The sequence below is a fragment of the Oxalicibacterium solurbis genome, assembly GCF_014635845.1.
Taxonomy (GTDB): Bacteria; Pseudomonadota; Gammaproteobacteria; order Burkholderiales; family Burkholderiaceae_D; genus Oxalicibacterium; species Oxalicibacterium solurbis.
Genome location: NZ_BMDP01000003.1, coordinates 287,725 through 310,696 on the forward strand (window position 1 = coordinate 287,725; position 22,972 = coordinate 310,696).

Annotated in this window: 25 protein-coding genes; 5 read left to right on the forward strand and 20 right to left on the reverse strand. The window is 60.3% G+C overall.

Annotation, left to right across the window (positions count from 1 at the left end):
* Nucleotides 1–47: 47 nt before the first annotated feature.
* Nucleotides 48–1,145, reverse strand: a complete 1,098-nt coding sequence (dinB, locus tag IEV40_RS11305) for a DNA polymerase IV (RefSeq protein WP_229724081.1) — start codon at nt 1,143–1,145, stop codon at nt 48–50.
* 148 nt (nt 1,146–1,293) lie between these two features.
* Nucleotides 1,294–1,599 carry a hypothetical protein gene (locus IEV40_RS11310; RefSeq protein WP_188421721.1) on the reverse strand — a complete coding sequence of 102 codons (306 nt, stop codon included), beginning with the start codon at nt 1,597–1,599 and terminating at the stop codon, nt 1,294–1,296.
* A gap of 252 nt (nt 1,600–1,851) precedes the next feature.
* Here IEV40_RS11310 and IEV40_RS11315 point away from each other — a divergent pair, with 252 nt between their 5' ends.
* Nucleotides 1,852–2,526 (forward strand): hypothetical protein, encoded by a 675-nt coding sequence (locus IEV40_RS11315; RefSeq protein ID WP_188421723.1) that lies wholly within the window; start codon nt 1,852–1,854, stop codon nt 2,524–2,526.
* 21 nt (nt 2,527–2,547) lie between these two features.
* Here the strand turns inward: IEV40_RS11315 and IEV40_RS11320 are convergent, their stop codons facing one another.
* From IEV40_RS11320 to IEV40_RS11345, 6 genes are all read right to left on the reverse strand, one after another.
* Nucleotides 2,548–2,862 carry a DUF2288 domain-containing protein gene (locus IEV40_RS11320; RefSeq protein WP_188421726.1) on the reverse strand — a complete coding sequence of 105 codons (315 nt, stop codon included), beginning with the start codon at nt 2,860–2,862 and terminating at the stop codon, nt 2,548–2,550.
* Between the two features lie 25 nt (nt 2,863–2,887).
* A complete protein-coding gene (locus IEV40_RS11325; RefSeq protein ID WP_188421728.1) occupies nt 2,888–3,091 on the reverse strand; it encodes a SlyX family protein in 204 nt (67 codons plus the stop codon).
* Entirely contained in the window at nt 3,088–4,527 is a 1,440-nt protein-coding gene (locus IEV40_RS11330; protein WP_188421730.1) for a chloride channel protein, read from the reverse strand. Before IEV40_RS11330 ends, IEV40_RS11325 begins: the two co-directional genes overlap by 4 nt.
* Before the next feature lie 85 nt (nt 4,528–4,612).
* Nucleotides 4,613–6,667 (reverse strand): UvrD-helicase domain-containing protein, encoded by a 2,055-nt coding sequence (locus tag IEV40_RS11335; protein WP_188421732.1) that lies wholly within the window; start codon nt 6,665–6,667, stop codon nt 4,613–4,615.
* A 124-nt stretch (nt 6,668–6,791) separates the two neighbouring features.
* A complete protein-coding gene (locus tag IEV40_RS11340) occupies nt 6,792–8,153 on the reverse strand; it encodes a TrkH family potassium uptake protein (RefSeq protein WP_229724082.1) in 1,362 nt (453 codons plus the stop codon).
* Nucleotides 8,154–8,205: 52 nt separating this feature from the next.
* Complete coding sequence (locus IEV40_RS11345; protein WP_188421734.1) at nt 8,206–8,856, reverse strand: potassium channel family protein; 651 nt, start codon at nt 8,854–8,856, stop codon at nt 8,206–8,208.
* A 132-nt stretch (nt 8,857–8,988) separates the two neighbouring features.
* On the opposite strand from IEV40_RS11345, the gene IEV40_RS11350 reads away from it, so the two are divergent.
* Nucleotides 8,989–9,462, forward strand: coding sequence for an SRPBCC family protein (locus tag IEV40_RS11350; protein WP_188421736.1), 474 nt, complete (start codon nt 8,989–8,991; stop codon nt 9,460–9,462).
* A gap of 120 nt (nt 9,463–9,582) precedes the next feature.
* Here the strand turns inward: IEV40_RS11350 and IEV40_RS11355 are convergent, their stop codons facing one another.
* Nucleotides 9,583–9,915, reverse strand: a complete 333-nt coding sequence (locus IEV40_RS11355; RefSeq protein WP_188421738.1) for a BON domain-containing protein — start codon at nt 9,913–9,915, stop codon at nt 9,583–9,585.
* A gap of 263 nt (nt 9,916–10,178) precedes the next feature.
* On the opposite strand from IEV40_RS11355, the gene IEV40_RS11360 reads away from it, so the two are divergent.
* Entirely contained in the window at nt 10,179–10,727 is a 549-nt protein-coding gene (locus IEV40_RS11360; RefSeq protein WP_188421740.1) for a hypothetical protein, read from the forward strand.
* On the opposite strand, the gene IEV40_RS11365 is transcribed toward IEV40_RS11360, so the two are convergent.
* From IEV40_RS11365 to IEV40_RS11405, 9 genes are all read right to left on the reverse strand, one after another.
* Nucleotides 10,705–11,331 carry a MarC family protein gene (locus tag IEV40_RS11365; RefSeq protein WP_188421742.1) on the reverse strand — a complete coding sequence of 209 codons (627 nt, stop codon included), beginning with the start codon at nt 11,329–11,331 and terminating at the stop codon, nt 10,705–10,707. The genes IEV40_RS11360 and IEV40_RS11365 overlap by 23 nt on opposite strands.
* A gap of 58 nt (nt 11,332–11,389) precedes the next feature.
* A complete protein-coding gene (thpD, locus tag IEV40_RS11370) occupies nt 11,390–12,319 on the reverse strand; it encodes an ectoine hydroxylase (protein WP_188421744.1) in 930 nt (309 codons plus the stop codon).
* A 26-nt stretch (nt 12,320–12,345) separates the two neighbouring features.
* Nucleotides 12,346–12,756, reverse strand: coding sequence for an ectoine synthase (locus IEV40_RS11375; RefSeq protein ID WP_188421746.1), 411 nt, complete (start codon nt 12,754–12,756; stop codon nt 12,346–12,348).
* Complete coding sequence (ectB, locus tag IEV40_RS11380; protein ID WP_188421748.1) at nt 12,753–14,045, reverse strand: diaminobutyrate--2-oxoglutarate transaminase; 1,293 nt, start codon at nt 14,043–14,045, stop codon at nt 12,753–12,755. The genes IEV40_RS11375 and ectB overlap by 4 nt, the downstream gene beginning before the upstream one ends.
* Before the next feature lie 39 nt (nt 14,046–14,084).
* Nucleotides 14,085–14,606, reverse strand: a complete 522-nt coding sequence (ectA, locus tag IEV40_RS11385; protein WP_188421750.1) for a diaminobutyrate acetyltransferase — start codon at nt 14,604–14,606, stop codon at nt 14,085–14,087.
* A 74-nt stretch (nt 14,607–14,680) separates the two neighbouring features.
* The gene (locus tag IEV40_RS11390) at nt 14,681–15,193 is read right to left on the reverse strand and encodes a MarR family winged helix-turn-helix transcriptional regulator (RefSeq protein WP_188421752.1); all 513 of its coding nucleotides are present in this window, start codon (nt 15,191–15,193) and stop codon (nt 14,681–14,683) included.
* A 198-nt stretch (nt 15,194–15,391) separates the two neighbouring features.
* Complete coding sequence (locus tag IEV40_RS11395) at nt 15,392–15,862, reverse strand: GNAT family N-acetyltransferase (RefSeq protein ID WP_188421754.1); 471 nt, start codon at nt 15,860–15,862, stop codon at nt 15,392–15,394.
* Nucleotides 15,859–16,275, reverse strand: a complete 417-nt coding sequence (locus IEV40_RS11400) for a lysozyme inhibitor LprI family protein (RefSeq protein WP_229724083.1) — start codon at nt 16,273–16,275, stop codon at nt 15,859–15,861. Before IEV40_RS11400 ends, IEV40_RS11395 begins: the two co-directional genes overlap by 4 nt.
* A 75-nt stretch (nt 16,276–16,350) precedes the next feature.
* Nucleotides 16,351–18,387, reverse strand: a complete 2,037-nt coding sequence (locus IEV40_RS11405; protein WP_188421756.1) for a primosomal protein N' — start codon at nt 18,385–18,387, stop codon at nt 16,351–16,353.
* Nucleotides 18,388–18,475: 88 nt separating this feature from the next.
* Between IEV40_RS11405 and IEV40_RS11410 the strand changes: the two genes are divergently transcribed.
* Complete coding sequence (locus tag IEV40_RS11410) at nt 18,476–18,658, forward strand: hypothetical protein (RefSeq protein WP_188421759.1); 183 nt, start codon at nt 18,476–18,478, stop codon at nt 18,656–18,658.
* Nucleotides 18,659–19,519: 861 nt separating this feature from the next.
* On the opposite strand, the gene hemE is transcribed toward IEV40_RS11410, so the two are convergent.
* Both hemE and IEV40_RS11420 read right to left on the reverse strand, forming a co-directional pair.
* A complete protein-coding gene (gene hemE / locus IEV40_RS11415; protein ID WP_188421761.1) occupies nt 19,520–20,602 on the reverse strand; it encodes a uroporphyrinogen decarboxylase in 1,083 nt (360 codons plus the stop codon).
* Nucleotides 20,603–20,695: 93 nt separating this feature from the next.
* Nucleotides 20,696–21,439 (reverse strand): hypothetical protein, encoded by a 744-nt coding sequence (locus tag IEV40_RS11420; RefSeq protein ID WP_229724133.1) that lies wholly within the window; start codon nt 21,437–21,439, stop codon nt 20,696–20,698.
* On the opposite strand from IEV40_RS11420, the gene glpD reads away from it, so the two are divergent.
* The gene (gene glpD, locus IEV40_RS11425) at nt 21,323–22,912 is read left to right on the forward strand and encodes a glycerol-3-phosphate dehydrogenase (protein WP_229724115.1); all 1,590 of its coding nucleotides are present in this window, start codon (nt 21,323–21,325) and stop codon (nt 22,910–22,912) included. The genes IEV40_RS11420 and glpD overlap by 117 nt on opposite strands.
* The last annotated feature ends 60 nt before the right edge of the window (nt 22,913–22,972 follow it).

Here is a 22,972-nt window from a genome sequence, read left to right on the forward strand (position 1 = left end):
TTCAGCTTGCGGGGAAGATGTTTGCGGATGGCATGCGACACCACCGCTCAGGTTTCGCCGAACAGGTGTAGCTGATCCCCGCCGCTGCGCGCTGCCAGCCGGATGCCGACGCCGAGCAGGCGCACCGCGCGACGGCGGCGGCCGAAACCGGTTTCCAGCAGCTGGTCCACCGTCTCCGCCTCCACCGCCGTCGCCACGCATTCGGCCGTAGTCCGCGTGAAATCGTCGAAACGCAGCTTGACGAACAGCTTGCCGATGTCGCCCTCGGCGCGCGCGCGCCGTATTCGCTCGTCGAGCCGGACCAGCAGTTCCGCCATCTCGCGGCGGCAGGCGGCGAGGTCCGGCAGATCGATCGCATAGGTTTCCTCGACGCTGACCGACTTGCGTTCGCGCGACGGATTGACCGGCCGTTCGTCGATGCCGCGGCACAGATCGTGCAGCCGCTCACCGAAGCTGCCGAATTCCTGCATCAATGCATGCAGCGACCACGTGCGCAAATCGCCGCAAGTCTGCACGCCCAGCCGATTCATGTGCGCCGCCGTGACCTTGCCGACACCAAACAGCCGCGCCACCGGCAGGACCGAGACGAAGGCATCCATCTGCTGCGGCTTGACGACGAATTGGCCGTTCGGCTTGTTCCAGTCGCTGGCGATCTTGGCAATGAACTTGTTCGGCGCGATGCCGGCCGAGGCAGTGATGCCGACCGTTTCGAAGATGCGTGCACGGATTTCCTGCGCGATCGCCGTCGCGCTGCCATGCAGCGACGAAGCCTCGGTCACATCGAGATACGCTTCATCGAGCGACAGCGGCTCCACCAGTTCGGTGTAATCGCGATAGATGGAAAGGATCTGGCGGGAAGCGATGCGGTATTTTTCCATCGCCGGCGGCAGCATCACCAGATCCGGGCAGCGCCGCAACGCCTGCGCAGTGGACATGGCGGAACGCACGCCGTACTTGCGCGCTTCGTAATTGCAGGTAGCGACCACGCCGCGCTGTTCCGGCCGTCCGCCGACAGCCAGCGGCTTGTCGCGCAGCGACGGATCATCGCGCATTTCGACGGACGCGTAAAAGCAGTCGCAATCGCAATGAATGATTTTCCTGACGGAAGCTGTCGCCACGGCATGCACACGGTAAAGAAGCGACATTCTACCGATGCACGGCAAAACGCGCCGCATGCGCACAGGCGCAAGGGCGCGTCACCGGCCGGGCATTCCTGCCACGGCGCAATCCGTTGCGGGATGCGTTCGCGGCGGCTACGGCCGGACTACGGCCATGCCCACCGCGATCCTTGATTCAAGGCATCGAATTCTTGAGTTCCTTGTTGGCATCCTTCCGCGAAGCCTTGTAATCCTCCTTCGCTGCCGACTTCTCCGTCCTGTATTGCTGCTTGGCTTCTCTTATCTCCGCGCGTCGCTTCACATAAGGATCGTTGGTGCGATTCGCACGCGACTGATCGGTATAGGCCGGATCGCCCGGCGGCGGCGCCATTTCTGCCGGCACCACGGTGACACCCGGCGTCGACGATGCCGACTGCGCAGCGGCGAATTGCGAGAACAGCGCCAGCGCAATGCCGGCAAACATGGTTTGCAGTTTGGTCATGACAGCTCCTTCAACATAGAAAATGCCGCGTGGCGATCGCACGAGCAGATGTCGCCGATCACCGCATGCGCGACGTCGCTTGCTCTCTAATGACTGGCAGGAACATGCAAAGTTCAGACCGCCTGTCGCGCAATGTGCGGTGCTTCACATTGGGAAATCTCCAGAAAGCGATGAAAAGAAGGCATTCGCATTTTTCGATAGGCAACCTTTGCGTTATATTGCTGCGACCGGCAACCAGCAAAAAGGAATTTCATGCCCGCTCCCAACACCCTGTTGAAACCGCTCGATGGCTACATCGTGGAAGATCTGGCCGATGCAGACATCGACGCCGCCATCACGATCGCGGCATCCATACTCGAAAATCTGGCCGAAACGGTACGCCCCATTCTGGATGCCGTCGGCGATGGCGACCTGGACAGCCGCTTCATCGCCAACCGGGACGATGAAAGCACGCCCGGCACGATGGTGTTCTGGCCGACAGGTGAAGACGGCGTCGAAGATCCGCGCCTGGCGGATTATTCATTGCATCTGTCGGTATTTCTGTCGGAGCGCGACGAGGATGACGTCGTCTATCCGCCCGGCTTCAGCATGGTGCTGAAGCTCAACGAGGAAGGATGCGAACTGGTGAAGTTCCTGCCACCTGCCGTGTTCGAACAGCTGGAATTCCGCATCAAGGGCAAAACCTTGCCGGCCGGCTTCGCCTTTCTGGACGACAAGGAAACCATTCCCGTGCTGCCCAACATGCGGCGCCAGTTTCTGAAGGCGATCACGCGGGCGCATGAAGTCACCGAAAAGCGCAAGGGAGAATTCGAATCGGTGATGGCCCACTATATCTGGGACAACACGGAACCCGAAGCACACTTCGATGCCGTCCTGGCAACGCTGGCGACGCTGTTGGCCGCCGTGCACCACAAGGCAGTCAGTTAAGCCGCGCGGGTTAAGTCACAGTCAAGCCCGCTTCTTTTCCTGCACCAGCACCCACGGCCGCGCGACGACCGTCCATAGCGCGGCATCGGCTTCCAGCCACAGGCGCGCCTGCTCGTCGGTCACTTTCGACAGGCGGCCTGCGGCCAGCCAGTCCTGCACGGCCCGCACGTCGTCTGCAGAGAAACGCGTCGCCACGTCGACCAGATCGAGCGCGTCATCGACGCAGATCACGTGGCCGCCGGCAAAATAGCGCAGCAGTTCCGACCACGGCATCTGCGCGGTTTCCAGATTGATTTTGTCGTGCAGCGACGGCTGCTGCTGTTCCTGCTTGTTCATCTGCGATTCTTCTTTCGGATGCCGTTCAATAATGCGGCGGACGCTCGTTGAGCGGATTCTGCTGGCTGGCATCGGTCAGGTCTTTCATGCGATGCGCCAGCGCCATGCACAAGGCTTCCAGCTCGTCGATTTTCTTCTGCTGCTCGTAGACGGTACGGTTCAATGCGTCGACGAGATCTTCCTGCCGCGTCAGCTTGATCTCGATATCGACGAGTCGGTCTTCGTTCATTTGTTCGTTTCCGGTGATTGTGCCTGTTGCGTTGCCTGCGATGCAGCTTGATGCGCGGCTTGTTGCGCCGCCTGATGCCTGTGCATCGCTTCGCGGCGGAAATTGCGTCCCACCGAATGGTAGAAGGGTCGCGGACAGAACTGCCGCGAAATGAACGAGGCCAGCAAGGCCGTCGCCAGCAGCATCAACGTCACTTCCTGGCTGCGCGTCATTTCCATCACGATGACCGTTGCCGTAATCGGTGCCTGCGTCGCTGCGGCAAGAAAGCCCGCCATCGACAGCAACGCGATCAAACGCACATCCACACCCATCGGCAACAGATGCGCGATATTGTCCCCGACCCCCACGCCGATCGCCAGCGAAGGTGTGAAGATACCGCCCGGAATGCCTGCCAGATAAGAGAGGATCGTCGCCCCCAGTTTGGCGATGCCGAACAACATGTGGTCGGAGCCTTGGCCGTTCAGTAACGCCGATGCCTGTTCGTAGCCGGTGCCGTATGTCGCACCGCCGGTCAGTATGCCGAGCAATGCCACCAGCAAGCCGCAAATCGCGGCCACCCAGATCGGATGGCGCTGGGCCCAGCTGCGATGGCGCGCCGGCAGCCAGGCCGCCGGTCCGGCCAGCAGCGCCTTGGCGAACAGACCGCCCAGCGCGCCATTGACGATGGCGCACACGGCGATCGCCTGCCACGAAATCTGCATCGCATGGATCGCCTGCTGCAATTGAAAATACGGATTGTTGCCGACGATCGCCAGCGACAGGAAACCCGCACCCAGCACGGCCGACATCACCAGGCGATCCCAGCGCACGGCGCTGCCCTTGCCGAGCTCCTCGATCGCGAACACGACGCCGGCCAGCGGCGTGTTGAACGCCGCCGCCAGGCCGCCGGCCGCACCGGCTGCGATCAATGCTTCAGGACGAAAGCCGATACCCAGCCGCGGGCGCTTCTGCCACCATTTCCCCCATGCCAGCATCGCCGCTGCGCCGACCTGCACCGACGGCCCTTCGCGGCCGATCGAAGCGCCTGCCAGCAAACCGCCGGCCGTCAGCACGATCTTCCACATCGCCTGCCGCAGCGACACCAGCCGCGACTGTTCCGGGCATTGCGGCATGCTCATCGCCGCCATCACCTGCGGAATACCGCTGCCGCGTGCTTCCGGCGCCAGCTTCATGGTCAACCAGCGGATAACGGCGAATGCCGGCGGCAGCATCAGCAATGCGCTCCACCAGTAACCCTGCGTGATGTGGCTGTTCCATTCCAGCATCTTCTCCGCGATGACGGCGAACAGCAGCGAAAACGCCGCCACGCAAGCCGCGCCGCCAAGAAACACCGCCGTGCGGAAGGAATGGCGCGAAATGCGTGCCGTGTGGCGCAAGCGCTGGCGGATCTGGCGCGTCGGGTTAGGGGACGGATTGGAAGTCGGGACATCGGACATATGGGGCTCGCTCAGTGAATGACGATTCAGTGAAAGGCGACTCAGTGAAAGACAAATATCGGAAACGAATGATCTGCCGGCGCCGTCATGCCGCCTTCGGTTTCTGCAGCAGCGCTTTCAGATTGGCCAGGCGGTTTTGCGGCGTGATCGTTTCTTCTTCGGTCGGCACGGCATCGCCTTCGTCCAGCTTCATTTCCTTGATGAAGCGCGAGACGTCGCAATGCACATGTTCGCGCGCACGCTTGCGCTTCTTGCACCAAGTGACGTGCAGCGAACGCTGCGCACGCGTGATGCCGACGTACATCAGGCGGCGCTCTTCCTCGATGCGCGCCGCCAATGTATCGACCGGCGCATCGGGATCGCCCTTGTGCGGCAAAATGCCTTCCTCGACGCCGACCAGAAACACGTGCGGATATTCAAGCCCCTTGGCTGCGTGCAGCGTGGACATGCGCACCGCATCCGGTTCTTCATCCTTGCCTTCCAGCATCGACATCAGCGCGACCATCTGCGTCAGGTCCAGCAGGCTGCGATGGTCGTCGCTGCCGTCCTTGCCGCCGCTGCCCTTTTCCTTCAGCCACGTCGTGAAGTCGATCACGTTCTGCCACTTGCCCTGCGCCTGACGTTCGTCGAAGGCGTCGTACAAATAACCTTCGTAATTGATTTCCTTCATCATGTCGTCCAGCAGCGATGCCGCATGGCCTTCGCGATGCGCGTGCGCTTCAAGATTGTTGATGAAGTTGCAGAATTCGCGCAGCGGCGTCAGCTGGCGATCGGCCAGCTTCGCTTCCAGCCCGCCCTTGAAGACGGCTTCGAACAATGAACATTGCCACTGCCCGGCAAACGCGCCCAGCGTTTCCAATGTCGCCTGGCCGACGCCGCGCTTGGGCGTGGTCACCGCGCGGATGAAGGCCGGATCATCGTCCTGATTCGCGATCAGCCGCAGGTAGGCGATGATGTCCTTGATTTCGGCGCGGTCGAAGAAACTCTGGCCGCCGGAGATCGTGTACGGAATGCGCTCGCGGCGCAGCGCCTGCTCGATCACGCGCGCCTGATGATTGCCGCGATAGAGGATCGCGTAATCGGAAAACTTGGCGCGCCGCTCGAACTTGTGCGCCGACAGCATGATGGCGACCTGTTCGGCTTCCTGCTCGTCGTCCGGCATCGCAACCACCTTGATCGGATCGCCGAGGCCGTGCTCGGACCACAGCGACTTTTCGAACAGCTTCGGATTGTTCCCGATGACGGCATTGGCTGCCTGCAGGATGCGCGTGCTGGAGCGATAGTTCTGCTCCAGCTTGATGATATTCAGGTCGGGGAAATCGGTCTGCAGCTGCTTAAGGTTTTCGATGGTCGCGCCACGCCATGCATAAATGGCCTGATCGTCGTCGCCCACCGCGGTAAACATCGGTTTCTTGCCGACGCCGGTGACCAGCAGCTTCACCAGTTCGTACTGGCAGGTGTTGGTGTCCTGGTATTCGTCAACCAGCAGATAACGCAACCGGCGCTGCCATTTGTCGCGCACCGCTTCGTTGTTGCGAAACAGTTCGACCGGCAGCCGGATCAGATCGTCGAAATCGACCGCCTGGTAGGCCGACAGCGTGGCGACGTAGTTGCGATAGATGCGTGCGGCCTGCGCTTCGTCCTCATCCTTGGCCTGCTTTAGCGCGGTATCGGGATCGACCATGCCGTTCTTCCACAGCGACATCGCGGTCTGAATGCGGCGAATCAGTTGCTTGTCGGTCGTGATCGCCAGATCCTGCACGATGGAAAAGCAGTCGTCGCTGTCCATGATCGAGAAGCGATCCTTCAGCCCCAGCTCCTTCGCCTCCTGCCGCAGGATTTTCACGCCCAGCGAATGGAAGGTGCTGACTGTCAGCTGCTTGGCCTGCTTCGGCTGCTGCAGCAGCTTGGCGATGCGCTCCTGCATTTCCAGCGCAGCCTTGTTGGTGAAGGTCAGCGCGGCGATGTTGCGCGCGTCGTAACCGTACTGTTCGATCAGCTGCGCGATCTTGGTCGTGATCACGCGCGTCTTGCCCGAGCCTGCACCGGCCAGCACCAGGCACGGGCCATCCATGTAGTGGATGGCTTCGCGCTGCGGCGCGTTCAAGCCGTGCAGTGTGTGATTCGGGGAAGAGGACATCGAGACAAAGCGGGACGAAAGCAGGCCATTGTATCAGCGCTGCCGCATGTCGCCGGGCGATGATGACGATTCGTCAACGCATCGCCACCGCCGCGCATGTCGACCGCGCCAGCCATGCCGACAGTCAGCCGATATTGACGCGGCCGGCCGGATATTCGATTTCGGGCCGGCGCTGATTGGCCAGCGTGAACGCCAGCGTCAGCGGGCCGACGCGGCCGACCAGCATCAGCAGCATGATCACGCTTTGCCCGATCGGCGACAGCATCGGCGTGATGCCGCGCGACAGCCCGGTGGTCGATGCTGCCGAGACAGCTTCAAACGCCAGATCCAGAAACGGCGCGTTCTCGCTCAGCATCAGCAGGAAGGTGCCAGCGATCACGCACAGCAGCGCGATCACGGTGACGGCCAGCGCACGCAGCGTCAGCGCCGGATCGATACTGCGGCCGTACAACACCGGGCGTTGCTGTTGCAACAGGAAGGCACGTGTCGCCACCAGCAGCACGATGAAGGTCGTCAGCTTGATGCCGCCGCCGGTGGAGCCGCTGCCGGCGCCGATGAACATCAGCATCATGATGAAGAAGGCGGAAGCCGATGTTAGTTGCGCCGTATCGATTGTCGTGAAGCCAGCCGAGCGCGGCGCCACCGCCTGGAACCAGGCCGCCCACAAGCGATCGCCCCAGCTGTGCAGCGCACCCAGCGTATCGGGATTGCCGTATTCCAGCGCCAGCAGCATCAGCATCGCGATCACGTTGATCGCCAGCGTGCCGATCAGCATCAGCTTCGTATGCAAGGCCATTTCGTGAAAGCGACGTCGCGCGCGCAAATCGGCAATCACGGCAAACCCGAGGCCGCCGGAAATGAACAGGCCGGAAATCACGAGATTGATCAGCGGATTGCCGACATACGATGCCAGGCTGTGTGGCTCCAGCGAGAAACCCGCGTTATTGAAGGCCGACACGGCATGGAACAGGCTATGAAACAGGCCGCGCGACCATCCCATCTGCGGCACCCACTGGATCGCCAGCAATAGCGTCCCCAGCAATTCGGTGACGATGATGAAACGGAACAGCACGCGCAGTAGACGCTGCATGTCGATACGGCCGCTCTGGTTGAACGAATCCTGCAAGGCGGCGCGATTGCGCAAGGTCAGCCGGCCGCTGGCTAGATGGATGATCAGCATGCCAAAAGTCAGCAGGCCGATACCGCCCAGCTGGATCAGCGCCAGCAGCACCCACTGGCCGAACAGCGTGAAATGGCTGCCGACGTCGACCACCGTCAAGCCGGTGATGGTGGAAGCCGATACCGCCGTAAACAACGCCTGCATCCAGTCGATCGGCATGCGCGTCGACATCGGCAACTTCAGCAGCAGCGCGCCGACCAGCGACAGACCGATGAAAGACAGGATCAGCGCCTGCGGCGGCGTCAGCTGCATCACTTGCCGCTCGACCTGGCGCACCAGCATCGGCGGCTGGAAGCCGCGTCTCATAAGCTGCGCCTCATGAACCGCACCTCATAAAGTACGCCCCATAAAACGGGCATCATAAATAGGCCGAGATTTTCCGCAGATCGGGCAAGAGGCCCGCCAGCACCAATTGATCGCCGAGGCGGAAAACGTAATCGGACGGCGGTGGCGCAAGGACTTCGCGCTGATGCTTGACCATCAGCAGCCGCACGTTGTTTTCCTCCAGCTTCAACGCCTGTGTCGTCTGGTCGACGATCTTTTCCGACACCTTCACCTCGACCGTGAACACGTCGTGTCCGAGACTGATGTAATCGACGACTTCCGGATACATCATCGCGTGCGCCAGCCGCATGCCCATCTCGTGTTCCGGGTGCACGATATGGTCGGCGCCGAGCTTGTGCAGGATGCGGTGATGATTGTGATTGAGCGCCTTGGCCCAGACTTCGGGCTTGGGCATGTTCTTGATCGTCAGCGTCACCAGGATGTTGGCTTCCAGGTCTTCGCCAATGGCGACGACGACGGCATCGCAGTCATGCACGCCGAGATCGCGCAATGCATCCTCGTTGCGCGCATCGGCCACCACTGCCTGCGTGATGTCGTCGGCGATCGCATTGACGCGCTGCGCATCCATGTCGATACCGAGCACATCATTACCCAGGCGGGACAATTCGCGCGCCACGGTCGAGCCGAACACACCGAGGCCGACGACGGTAAAGGTTCGTTTCATGGAGAGATCGTTGCGAAAATGGGATATTGACCATTAAACCACAAACGAAAACCGCCAACGTGAGCTGCCGCACCTTCCGCGCCTTGATGCGCACAGTACAATAGACCCATCATTTGCCATTCACCGACGCGCATGCAATTCGAACATCTGGTTGAAATCAACGATCCGCTCAATCCACTGCTCGACCCGTTGAGCCGCGAACAATTATGGCGCGGGCTGGTGATGCGCGCCGAAGCACCGAAGCTGTTCGTGCCGTGGCTGGACGAATGCACGCTGCTGGAACGCGAAGAGGCGATGCTACGCCGCGAACTGCGTTACGACGCCTTGCGCATCCGCGACCGGGTGACGTTCACGCCGCAACAGACGGTGCGCTACGACGTGCCGGAACAGGGCGACATCCCGCAATCCAGCCTGGTCGTCACGATCGAGGAGCCGCAGCCGGGCGCACTGTTCGTGCGCTTTCAGTACGACGACGGCAAGAACGACGACGACATGGATGCGTTCTACAACGAATTCCGCCGTTCCGCCTACCAGGAAGCGGATATCGATACCATCAAGGTGATTCGCCAGCTGGCCGGCGAAGGACGGCTGGGATTGCCGATGTAATGGCAAGGCAATAGACATGAACGCGATACGGCGAACACCGTATGAAACACACATGAACAATAAAAAACGCCGGGCATGCCCGGCGTTTTTTATCAGCGGTATCCCGCGATCATTCCGTCATTACTGAGGAACCTTGATCGAGTTTTTGACCGATTTGACACCGGCAGTCTTCTTGGCGGTTTCGCCTGCCAGGTATTTCTGCCAGTCGTTCTTCGTCTCGCCGCCCAGCGTCACAGCACCGTCCGTGGTGGCGGCAACAGTGATTTTGGCGCCTTTCAGCTGATCTTCCTTGGCCAGTGCGCCTTGCACGTTCTTGGTCAATGCTGCGTCAGCGGCAGCAGCGGATGCGGCCGGCTTGGCTTCTTCTTTTTTCGCGGTGGAACCATTGCTTGCGCAACCAGCCAGCAATGCCGAGAAAGCCGCGAGAACCAGTGCACGTTGTACGTTCGTCATGAAATACTCCTCCAGTGTCTTAACAGTTTGTCGTTTGTATTTACTTCTTTTTTATGCGAAAGCGAGCTTGCTTCCGCGCACGAGTATTCCACAGCCTTCTGAAAAAAGCATCCGGTCGGCAACACTTATGGCGAGGCCGCAACAGATTGTTTCATCGGTGTGCGGCGGCGTCTGACAGTGTCCCTGCCATCCATGAACTCGCGCCGCGCCGCCGTTGTCACTCCAACGTACAGACTGGGGCAGACGCCTCCGAAGGAGCGACCATGACGACCATCATCGCAGGACGTTTCGGGCAACAGGACGCCGTCCGGGACGCCATCGCCGCACTGGCGCGCGCCGGTGCGCCGAACGACCAGATCGCCTCGTTCTACGTCAATCCGCCCGGCCAGCACGATCTCTATCCGGTCGGCGGCGACCGCGACGAATCGCCGGGTGCCGAACATAGCGATGCGGGCAGCGCCGCCGGCATCGGCGTAGGCGGCGCCATCGGCGGCGCGGTAGGCACGGCCACGGCGCCGGTGACCGGCCCGCTTGGCGCCATTACCGGCGCACTGGTCGGTGGCCACGTCGGCTCGCTGGTCGGTTCGCTCTCGCGCACGGAGGAAGCGGATGAAGTGCCGCCAGTGCGGCATTCGGGCATGCTGGTTGCCGTCACGGCGACGTCGGATGAGGAAGAAAGGCAGGCGATAGCCACGCTGCGCACGGCCGGCGCCTTCGATCTCGAACGCGCCGAAGGCCATATCGAAAACGGCGAATGGATCGATTTCGATCCGCTGTCCACACCCGAATTTATTGCACCTGACCCGGGATAACGCCGCTGCTGGCCAGCCCGGTCAGGATCATGTCGATGGCGATGGTGCCGATCAGCAAGGCGGACATGCGGCCGACCAGATCGATGTAGCGATCGGTCATCGCCGCGTGCCGTTTTTTCAGCTTGTCGTGCAGCACCTTCATCACGATGAGGATGGTGACGGTCAAGGCCAGCGTGCCGACGATCACCATTGCCGCGCTCGGCAGCGGCAGGCGCGTGCCGATCACCACCGAGGCGCTGACGGTACCCGGCCCGATCATGATCGGCATGGCGACGCTGCCTGCCATGGCGGCAGGATTGTCGCGCATGCTTTCGATCGCGTAGGCGCCGGAAAACACGTAGCGCAAGCCGATCAGCAAAAAGACGATGCCGCCGAAGATCTGGAACGATGCGAAGCGCACCTGCAGGTAATCGCGGAAGAAGGCTTCGCCGCCCCAGGCGAACAGCGTGAAGACCGTCGCGCTGATGAGGCTGCCGCGGATCAGCACCGTCGTGAATACGCGCGTCGGCAAACCCCGGATCAGGTCGAGCAGGTAGATGCTCATCAGGAAGGGATTGAACAGCGCGAAGAACAACGCGAACGAGCGCAGAGTGGTCTCTTCCATCACTTTCCCTTCCGGCAAAGAAAAACCGGCGCCCCAGGCGCCGGTTGCGACAACAACTTCAGGCTGTTACCAGCGGCGCATGCGACAGCGGCGCGATGTCCTCGCGCGCGGCGACGAATTCCGGCCGTGGCGTCAGACCATTGCGCGGCGTTTCCAGCTGGTTGTCGATGCTGTTGTAGACGAAGAACACATTGCTGCGCGGATACGGCGTGATGTTGCCGTTGGAACCATGCATCGTGTTGCAGTCGAAGAAGATCACCGAGCCGGCTTTGCCGGTACAGGACTTGATGCCGCCCATGTCGGCCAGATAGCGCAGCAGAATTTCATCGGGCACACCGATCTCCTGTTTCTTCAGCGACTTCTTGTAGTTCTCGTCCGGCGTTTCGCCCATGCAGGACACATAGTGCTGGTGCGAACCGGGTATGACCATCAGCGGACCGTTGGCTTCACTGTTGTCAGTCAGCAGGATCGAGCAGCTCAATGCGCGCATCGCCGGCATGCCGTCTTCGCTGTGCCAGGTTTCGAAATCCGAATGCCAGTAGAACTCCTTGCCGTTGAAGCCCGGCTTGTAGTTGATGCGCGACTGGTGAATGTAGACCTCGCTGCCCAGGATCTCGCGTGCCACGTTCAGCACGCGCGGATCGCGCACGAGGTTGGCGAAAATCTCGTTCAGGCGATGCACGTTGAAAATCGAACGCACTTCGCCGCTGCCCGGCTCGGCAATCACTTCCGGCCGGCCGGCATGCGTGAATTCCTCGCGCATGTTCTGCATCGTGTCGAACAGGAAGGTGATTTCTTCCTTGTCGAACAGGTCCGGCATCAGCAGGAAGCCGTCGCGCTGATACGCTTCGCGCTGCGCATCGTCGAGGAACACATGATGATGCGGCGTGCGCGGCAGGCGATCGTAAACCACCGGATCGTGCCGCGCGAGAATGGCGGCGCTCTGTTGCGTGCGGGTCGGGTAGGCATCTTGCGACAACATGATCATCTCCTTTCTCCTTGTCTGTTCATGATTCAGGCGGCTTTCTGTTTCATTTGCTCGGCCGTGGCGTAGACACCGTTTTCGTCATGCACTTCGGTGCCGACCAGTGGCGGATTGAACGAGCAGATCAGATGCAGATCGCCTTCGGGATCGGCGCGCAGCATGTGGTTGTCGTGCTTGTTCAGCGCGTACAACGTGCCCGGTTCGATCTTGAAGACTTCGCCGGTGTCGATCAGTTCGACCGAGCCGGTGCCCTGCACGCAATACACGCCTTCCAGATGGTTCTGGTACCAGATGTGCGTTTCGGTGCCGGCGTAGATGACGGTGTGGTGCATCGAGAAACCCATGCCGTCTTCCGCCAGCAGCAGGCGGCGGCTGCACCAGGTTTTCGCCTGCACGTCGCGCGGCGTATTCAGAATGTCCTGCATTCGACGAACGATCATGCTTCCACCGCCTTTCCTGCCACGGCGCGGCTGCGGGCTTCGCTGACGGCTTCGGATACCGCCTGTTCAAGAATGTCCAGGCCTTTCAGCAGCGTTTCCTGCTCGATCGTCAGCGGCACCAGCAGCTTGACGACCTCGTCGCGGCCGCCGGAAGTTTCGATGATCAAACCATTCTGAAATGCGATCGATGTAATGCGGTCGGCCAGCGCCGGATCGGCACACGCCACGCCCTGCATCATGCCGCGGCCGCGGCGCGTCAGCTTGGCTTGCGGATAGCCGCTGACCAGCTTGTCGAGGAAGGTCTGGATCAGTTGCGCCTTCTTCTGGATCGCGGTCTGGAAGCGGTTGTCGCGCCAGTAGTGTTCCAGCGCCGCCGTCGCGGTAACGAAGGCGAGGTTGTTGCCGCGGAAGGTGCCGTTGTGCTGGCCCGGTTTCCAGACGTCCAGTTCCGGTTTCATCAGCAGCAACGCCATCGGCAGGCCGAAGCCCGACAGCGATTTCGACAGCGTGACGATATCCGGACGGATACCGGCCGGCTCGAAGCTGAAGAAGGTGCCGGTACGGCCGCAGCCGGCCTGGATATCGTCGACGATCATCAGGATGCCGTGGCGCTGGCACAGTTGCTCCAGGCGCTTCAACCAGTTCAGGCCGGCGACGTTCAGGCCGCCTTCGCCCTGCACACATTCGACGATCACGGCAGCCGGCAGATCGACGCCGCTGCTCGGATCGGCGATCAGCTTGTCCAGCATCGCGATGGTGTCGACGTCCATGCCGTAGTAACCGGAGTACGGCGCACGGTGCACGTCGTTCAGCGCGGTACCTGCGGCATCGCGGAACTTGCTGTTGCCGGTCAGTGCCAGCGCGCCCAGCGTGACGCCGTGGAAACCGTTGGTGAACGAGATCACGCCGCGGCGGCCGGTCGCATTACGCGCCAGCTTGACCGCCGCTTCGACGGCATTGGTGCCGGTCGGGCCGGTGAACTGGAATTTGTACTGCAGATTGCGCGGCTTGAGGATGCAATCCTCGAAGGTCTGCAGGAACTGCTTCTTCGCGCTGGTGGCCATGTCGAGGCCGTGCACGATGCCGTCTTCGGTCAGATACTCGATAGCGGCTTTTTTCAGTTGCGGATTGTTGTGACCGTAGTTCAGCGTGCCGGCACCTGCCAGAAAGTCGATGTACTCGGTGCCGCTCTCATCGGTGAGTACGGCATTCTGCGCCTTCGAAAATACGGTGGGGAACGATCGTATGTAACCGCGCACCTCGGATTCCAGTCGGTTGAATATACGCATGGTTTCTCCTTGTGTGGGTGAATGAAAGGTCGTGGCGTGTCAGCGACGCGGCCACGGACCGATTTGGTACAGCCATTCCTCTTCGTGTTCACCATCGCCGAAATCGGTGGCGGAGAACAGCAGGCTGCCGGTGATTTCCAGTCCATGGCGTGCGGCCAGGCTGGTGAACAGCTTGCGCGAGGCAATGTTGCTGGGGCTGATGGTGGCCTGCACGACGCGCAGCGGGCGTTCTGTAGCGCAACGCTCGACCAGCCGATCGAGCATGCGCGATGCCAGACGCTGGCCCTGCATGACAGGCGAAACGGCGACCTGCCAGACAAACAGCATGTCGGGATGCGCCGGAACGAAATAGGCAGTGACGGCGCCAACCAGCTTGCCGTCCAGTTCCGCGACGACACAGGTATCCGCGTTGTGTTCGCACAGCAGCAGATAAGCGTAGCGGGAGTTCAGATCGAGCGGTGGACAGCGTGCGATCAGGTCATGCAATGCGGCGCCGTCGTTGCGCGTCGGTTTGCGCAGTACGGCATGTGTCGGCGCCGGCGATAGTACTCGTGCGGTCATGCTTTCTCCTTTTTTCGAGAAAAGCGATCCCCGCGGCCTCAGGGGCCGCAGTTACACTCGTCAGCTAGGGGAAATCAGAGGTGCGGAGCAGGAACCGCGGCTTCGCCAGGTTCCGTTTCCTGCACAGGCACAGGAATCTTTGCTTCCAGCAGGGTTGCGAACTGTTCCAGCGTCACCATCAGCGTCTGCCGTTCGGCTTCGGACAATGCGCCCAGTGCGCTGCCGAATCCGTTCGGCAAGGCTGATGGAGCATTGGCCAGAACCGTCTGGCCGGCTGCGGTGACCGCAACGAAAACATTGCGGCGGTCCTTGGTATCGCGCTCGCGATAAACCAGCCCTTTTTCTTCCAGCCGGTCGACAATGCCGACCACGGTGCTGGGACTGAGCTGGATCGCGCGCCCGATGGACTTCAGCGTGCTGGGGCCCAGTTGGGCAATTGCCAGAAGTGCCACAAGTTGCGGCGACGTGATGTTATGCGTGACAGCCAGGCGTTTCGAATGGTGCTCGACGCATTGTGCAATGCGGCGAACGCTCTGCAGGATGCGGATCGAATCATTAACGGCAACAAGTTTGGCGATGTCATTCATGACCGCGAGTTTAGCGACATCCATACATTCTGTCGCGTGCGTCACGACAACCTCACGTTTTCCTGTTTGTTTGATATTCCCTGTTCGAATAACGAGGGCTTATTTTAGGCAATTGATGAGTTCATGTCAAATCATTCGCATACGAATGATGCCATATCGAATCATATGTTTTTGCCAATACTTCGCTGTGCAAGAGTGCTAGCGCAGCATGTCGATGTGCGGAATGCCGTCTTCCAGATACACCTCGGATATGCCGGCAAACCCGAATCCAGCATAGAACGCCTGCAGATGTGCCTGCGCCGATAGGCGGATGCGCGCATCCGGAAATTCGCCCGCGATGCGACGCAGCCCTTCCGCCATCAATTGCCGGCCGACGCCCTGTCCGCGCACATTCGCCGTCGTCAGTACGCGACCGATCACTGCTTCCTCATGCAATGTTTGCGAGCCTGTCGTTACCGGCATGAAGCAGCGCAGATAGGCGACCAGTTCGCGCGCGCCTTCCTGCGTCCGCCAGCCGAGTAGATGACGCGCCTGCGGATCGCGGCCGTCGATATCCGGATACAGGCAACGCTGTTCCAGCACGAACACTTGCTGGCGCACAGCAAACATCGCATGCACGGTCGCGCCGTCGAGCGCGTCGAAACGCGCCCATTGCCAGTCGATCGTCATCGGCAGCCTTCGATGCCGCAGGCCTGCTGCTGCAGTTCCATCGTGCGCCGCATCGTATGGCGCTCCAGGCAACCGTAGTATTGCAACGGCCAGATCGATCCGGATGTCTCGCGCGGCCCCGCCTCCACCGCGCAATCCTTATCACGATAGGAGATCCATGCACGTTGCGCCTCGCGCAGGCGCTGCTGCGCCGCCTCGTCCGGCTGCGCTTTCAGGTTGCGGTTATAGGTGCGATTCAATGCCGCATCGGCCTTGTCGTAACGCTGCTGCGCGCAGAGATTCATCGTCTGCTGGTTCTTGTCGCAATCCTGCATGGCTTGCGATTGTTGCGCGCCGGCCGGCGTCTGCGCCGACACGGCTGCGGCGGCGGCAAGTCCGATGACGACGGTCACCATCCTCATGGCAATGTGCATGTCTGCTCCTTTTTGCATCGCTCCCCTTGCGCTTTGTTTTGCTTTATTTATGTCGGTGCCCGATTTGTGATGACATCAGATGTCGACGGGGTCTACTTCCAGCGACCAGCGTACGCGCGTCCTGATTTCGCGCAGCGCGGCAATCCAGGTTTTCAGGAATGCCTGCAGCGCAGGCCGCGACGTACACTCGATCAGCAACTGTGCGCGATCCATGTTGGCGACACGCGTCATCGTCATCGGCACCGGATCGTTGAACGTGATGCCGTCATGCTCGACGCAATCGGCCGCCTGACGCAGGAAATCCAGCGCCGTCTGCAATTCCTTCGCCTCTGCCCGCAGCAATGCCTGATAGATGAAGGGCGGAAAACTCGCCTGCTGCCGCTCCTCCAGCAGCAAGCCGGCAAAGCTGTCGTAATCGTGGCGCCGCAACGCATCGTACAGCGGATGCTGCGGGTAACGCGTCTGGATCAGCACTTCGCTGGCATTGCCGCCTTCCTTCTGCGCGGCACGGCCGGCGCGGCCGGCAACCTGCATCAGCTGCGCGAACAGCCTTTCGCCGGCACGATAGTCGTGCGAGAACAGCGCCGTATCCGGGTTCAAGACACCGACCAATGTCAGATTGCGGAAGTCGTGCCCCTTCGCCACCATCTGCGTGCCAATCAGGATGTCGACGTCGCCGCGATGGACGGCATCGAAGGCTTGCTGTGCGCTGCCCTTCAGCCGCGTCGAATCGGCATCGATGCGCAGCACGCGTGCTGCCGGGAATAACTCCCGCAGCGTTTCCTCGATGCGCTGCGTGCCGCGTCCCAACGGTTGCAGGTCGACGTTGCCGCAATCGGGGCACGAGCGCGGAATGCGCTGCTCCCAGCCGCAATGATGGCAGCGCAGCAGACGATCGCGCTTGTGCAGCACGAGGAAGGCACTGCAGCGCGCGCAATTGCTGATCCAGCCGCAGGAATCGCAGGCGATGACAGGCGCATAGCCGCGCCGGTTCAGGAACAGCAGCGACTGTTCGCCGCAATCCAGTCGCCGCTTCAGCGCCGTCAACAACGTTTCACTTAGACCGTCCGTGACCTGTTCGCGCGGCGCGCGGCGCTCCAGATCGATCAGTCCGATCTTCGGCAGCACCGCATCCTGCACCGCACGTTCGCGCAATTCCAGTTTGCGATAACGGTCCGACTGCGTGTGGTACCAGGTCTCCAGCGATGGCGTGGCCGAACCCAGCACGACCGGAATATCCATCTGATGCGCACGCCAGACCGCCAGATCGCGCGCCGAATAGCGCAAACCTTCCTGCTGCTTGTATGAGGGATCGTGCTCTTCGTCGACGATGATCAGCTTCAGTTGCGGCATCGACGCCAGGATCGCCAGCCGCGTTCCCAGCACGATGCGTGCGCGGCCTGTATGCGCCGCCAGCCAGTGCAGCAAGCGCTCGCCTTCTGCCAGGCCGCTGTGCAATGTGGCAACCGTCACGCCGGGGAAACGCGCCCGCACGTTCGCTTCGAGTTGCGGTGTCAGATTGATTTCCGGCACCAGGATCAGGATCTGCGCCGCTTCGTCATCGGCAAGCAGGCGCGCGGCGGCGTGCAAATAAACCTCGGTCTTGCCGCTGCCGGTCACACCGTAGAGCAGCACCGGCAGGAATCCCTGCGCATCGGCAATCGCGTCGACCGCGGCCTGCTGCTCCGCATTCAGCGCCGGCGGTGCAACGGGTGATGCATCGTGACCGGCCGCCTGTTTCGCCAGCTTCTTCAGCGCGCGATCCAGTGACACGGTCTTCTCCACCCGCAGGTTTTTCGGCAAGGCCGGCAGCGCCACTTCGCCGAGCGGACGCTGGTAATAGTCTGCGGCGAATTCGCACAGCGCCATCCAGCGCGGCAGCAACGGCGTCAATTGCGCGCGTACCGCGATCGCCTGCCGCAGCTTGTCGGCCGGGACATCACTGCTTTGCTCGATGCCCACGATCAGGCCGACCGCTTCGCGCCTGCCAAAGGGCACCAGCGCCAGTTGGCCGATCTGCGGCATGGCTTCGTCGCCGGTCGCCGTCCACAAGTAATCGAAACGCTGGTCCAGCGGCGTATCGAGGACGACTTTCAGGATGCAGTGTTCCACGAACTTAAGGTGATGGTTGAAGAAATGATCTAACTGCCCGATTCATAAGTGCTTTTTCGACTCTTCCACAACCGCTGTGGATAACTTTGTGCATAACAGCCTCTTGACAGACGGCAAGCACAGCACCGGCGCGGGTTTCAATAAAATGCCCAAAAGCCATGCAAATAAAAACTCTTTTAAAAACAATGACTTGAAAAATGCTATCGCAGAAGCTGAAATCATTCGTCAAAAAATCGATGTTGCTTTGCAATATCCCGCTTTGTGTGAATAAGTCCCTGCGAGAAGCCTCGGATAGAGTCCCAATTGCCATCCGTCCGATTTTGCCGGCAAATCCGCGAACTTGTCGCAAGCTTGCAAAAAGTTTCCCTCAATACATCGTTTTGTTTACCGCGTGCGGACCAACCTCAAGTCTTTCTCCAAAAAGCCCGCTAAATATCGGTTTTCAAACTGTTTTCCCAACTATCCACACACACTGTGGATAACTCTGTGGAGAAACTGTCTGGAACACGGTTTTCGCCAGGGAATGCGCGGTCTTCACTTCATTGCCTGTTTTGGATGCAAAAATAAATCCCTTGCAAATCAAAGACTTGATATCGTCTCTCCAAAGAGGATTCAAAAGGCGGATAGCAATCGTTCTCGTTACTGCCATGCACCGTTTTGTGAATAAGCTTTTTTATTTTGTATTGCAGATACACCTTTATCCGGCAGGAAATCTTTCCAAAAAGGAAGCGCGGGAAGTTGCTTCAAAGCACCTTGCTTCTGACTTCAAGTGAATTATCAGCATGCGCGCTAAGCTCCCGATTCTTAAGTTCTTTTTTAGCTATCCACAAAACATGTGGATAACTTTGTGGGTAACCTTTAAAAACGATGCAAAGCCCTAGATTTCATGCGGGTTTCAATAAAATGCCAAAACAAAAAGCAGAAAAATTCTTCAATTAAATCAATAAGTTACAAAACCGATGTTGTCAGAAAAATGGAGCGACATGTAGGCATTCATGCAAGGTCACACCATTTCACATTCTGTGCATAAGCGCAAGGAACGGGGCCTGGTCACGCCCCGTTTTGGCAAAGTCAACTCACACTATTACCGGCGACAGGCACAAAGTAAGTGCATGCTCCGCGACACGCGGGCTTAAGCGTGCAGCGGACGGCTCAGTTCATGGACGGCGTCCACCAGCACGGAAACGGCTTCCGGCGGTGTGAACTGCGAAATGCCGTGGCCGAGGTTGAACACATGGCCGGAATCCTGGTTGTGCTTGCCGAAGGAATCGAGCACGCGCGCCACCTCGGCACGAATTTGCTCCGGCTGGGCAAACAGGATGGCCGGGTCCAGATTGCCCTGCAGCGCCACGCGATCGCCAACCTTGGCCCGCGCGGCGCCCAGATTGACGGTCCAGTCCAGGCCGACGGCATCGGTGCCGATGTCGGCGATCTGCTTCAGCCACAGGCCGCCGCCTTTGGTGAAAACGATGCTGGGCACCGGCACGCCGTCCTTTTCGGTCTTCAGTCGGCGCACGACCTCGCGCATGTAATGCAGCGAAAACGCCTGATAGGCGCCATCGGCCAGTGCACCGCCCCAGGTATCGAAGATCATCACGGCTTGCGCGCCGGCATCGATCTGCGCATTCAGATAGGCAGCGACCGCCACCGCGTTCGTCTGCAGGATGTGGTGCATCAGGTCGGGGCGGTTGTACAGCATCGACTTGACCGTGCGGAAATCGTCGGAACCGCCGCCTTCGACCATGTAGCAGGCCAGCGTCCACGGACTGCCGGAAAAACCGATCAGCGGCACGCGCCCGTTCAGCGCGGTGCGGATTTGCGTGACGGCGTCGAATACGTACTGCAGTTCGCCCGCTTCCGGCACCTTCAATGCCTGCACGCCCTTTTCATCGCGCAGCGGACGCTCGAACTTTGGCCCTTCGCCTTCGATGAAATACAAACCAAGGCCCATTGCATCCGGCACGGTCAGAATGTCCGAAAACAGGATTGCCGCATCCAGATCGTAGCGATCCAGCGGCTGCAGTGTCACCTCGGTCGCGAAATCCGGGTTCTTTGCCAGACCGAGAAAGGAACCGGCGCGCGCACGCGTGGCGCGATATTCCGGCAGATAACGACCGGCCTGGCGCATCAGCCACAGCGGCGTGTAGTCGGTCGGTTGGCGCAACAGCGCACGCAGGAAGGTATCGTTCTTGAGCGGGGCAAATGGTGTAGGCATCAGACTGAACGTACGCAGAAAAATGGGGCAATCATTATCGCCCAAAGCAGAGGTATCGCATCCTCGGGCGACAACTTCATGCAGAAAAATTCGTCATTGCTTCCCGTCAGACAGGCCGCGCACGTCTCCGGAAATCTTGCGCCCATGTTCCTCATCCGCCAGCGCGCGAATATATCGGGCGAAATCTTCATCCTCGCCGCTAAGCAGATGTGGAAGCTGGTAGTAAAAATCGTCGCGGCGGCACCATTCGCGCATGAAGTCGTCCCATGAATGCCAGCGCCGCAACGGCAGGCCGCGCATATCCGGTTCATACGACACGATGTAGGCGCGCTCGAACAAGGCAATCAGCATTTCGAAGATGATCAGCTTGCGTTCCTTCTGCTCGTCCGTCAGATCCATTCGCGAGACAGCACTGCGCAATTGCAGATCGGGATTGTCCAGCACGATTTTCAGAAAATCGTTATAGGCATCCTGCAACAGCTGATATGCCTCCTCCTCCTCCGAATCCCTTTCCTTCCGCTGCTCGAAAAGGAACAGGAAAATGGCAAACGGTAGTGCAATGACCGTGACGACGAAGCTGGCGGTTTCCCAGAACGACGGATCGAATAGAAAGAACATGGCGGCCGCGGAGAAAGGTGGATGGATAGAGTGTACCCCTTCATATTCCGCCCGCTTACAATATCCGAAAGAACTCCGGACAGGCTCCCGATGCAACAGCAACTGCAGTGCGACCTTCTCATCGTGGGCGGCGGCATCAACGGCGCCGGCATCGCGCGCGACGCCGCCGGACGCGGACTTTCCGTCGTGCTGTGCGAAAAGGACGATCTCGCTTCGCATACCTCGTCCGCTTCCACCAAGCTGATCCACGGCGGCCTGCGCTATCTGGAGCAATACGATTTCGGTCTGGTGCGCAAGGCGCTGATCGAACGCGAAATCCTGCTGCGCAGCGCGCCGCACATCATGCGCCCGCTGCGCTTCGTGATGCCGCATGATGCCGGCCAACGTCCGGCATGGATGATCCGCGCCGGCATGTTCCTCTACGACCATCTCGCCAGGCGCGAACTCTTGCCCGGCTCAGAAACGCTCGACCTGCGCACGCACGCAACAGGTGCGCCGCTGAAAAAAAACTTCGCAAAAGGTTTCGCCTATTCCGATGGCTGGGTCGACGATGCGCGGCTCGTCGTGCTGAATGCGCTCGACGCCGCCGAACATGGCGCAACGATCCTGACGCGCACCTGCTGCGACAGCATCAAGCGGCATGACGATCATTGGCAAGCCACGTTGCGCAAGACTGACGGCAGCATCGTCGACGTGCAGGCGCGCGCGCTGGTCAACGCCACCGGTCCATGGGCCGCCAGCTTCCTGCACGATACGGTGCACGGCCGCACCGGCCGCAAGCTGCGACTGATCAAAGGCAGCCACATCGTCGTGCGCAAGCTGTTCGATCATGCCTGCGCCTACATCTTCCAGCATCCGGACGGCCGCATCGTGTTCGCGATTCCGTACGAACAGGATTACACGCTGATCGGCACCACCGACATCGATTACCACGGCGACACCGATCGCGTGACCATAGCCGCGGAAGAAATCGATTATCTCTGCGCGCTCGCCAACCGCTATTTCGCCAAACCCGTTTCTGCCGGCGACGTCGTCTGGTCCTATTCCGGCGTGCGCCCGCTGGTCGAAGATGCCGATGACGACGATAGCGAACGCGCCTCCGACGTCACGCGCGACTACAAGCTCGCGCTGGATACCGACGCCGCACCGATGCTGACGATCTTTGGCGGCAAGATCACGACCTTCCGCAAGCTGGCCGAAGAAGCCGTCGACCAGCTTGCGCCGCTGCTCGGCAATCGCCACGCTGCCTGGACCGCCGACGCCTGTCTGCCCGGCGGCGATATTTTCGGTAATACGCCGAACAAGCGCGCGGTAAAAGAATTCGATGCCTTCGTATGCGACATGCAGCGACGATACGCATGGCTGCCGCCCGAACTGATCGCGCGATACGCGCATGCATACGGCACGCGGATCACACGATTGATGGCCAAACGCAGCAATCTGCAGGAAATGGGAGAAAACATCGCGCCTGGCCTGTTTGCTGCGGAAGTGGATTACTTGGTGCAGCATGAATGGGCGCAGCGCACCGATGACATCCTGTGGCGGCGCTCCAAACTTGGCCTGCATATGAACGCCGATGAAACAGAGGAAATCGTAGAGAAACTGGCGCGCCACATCGCAGAAAACCGGAACAGATCCGGCCCGGATCGGACTGCCCCCGATTCGCCTCACCGCATTGACGATCCGGTTTAGAATCGACCGCAAGACCTCGGACGATTTCCTCGCGATGGTCGATATTCATGTATCGCACCA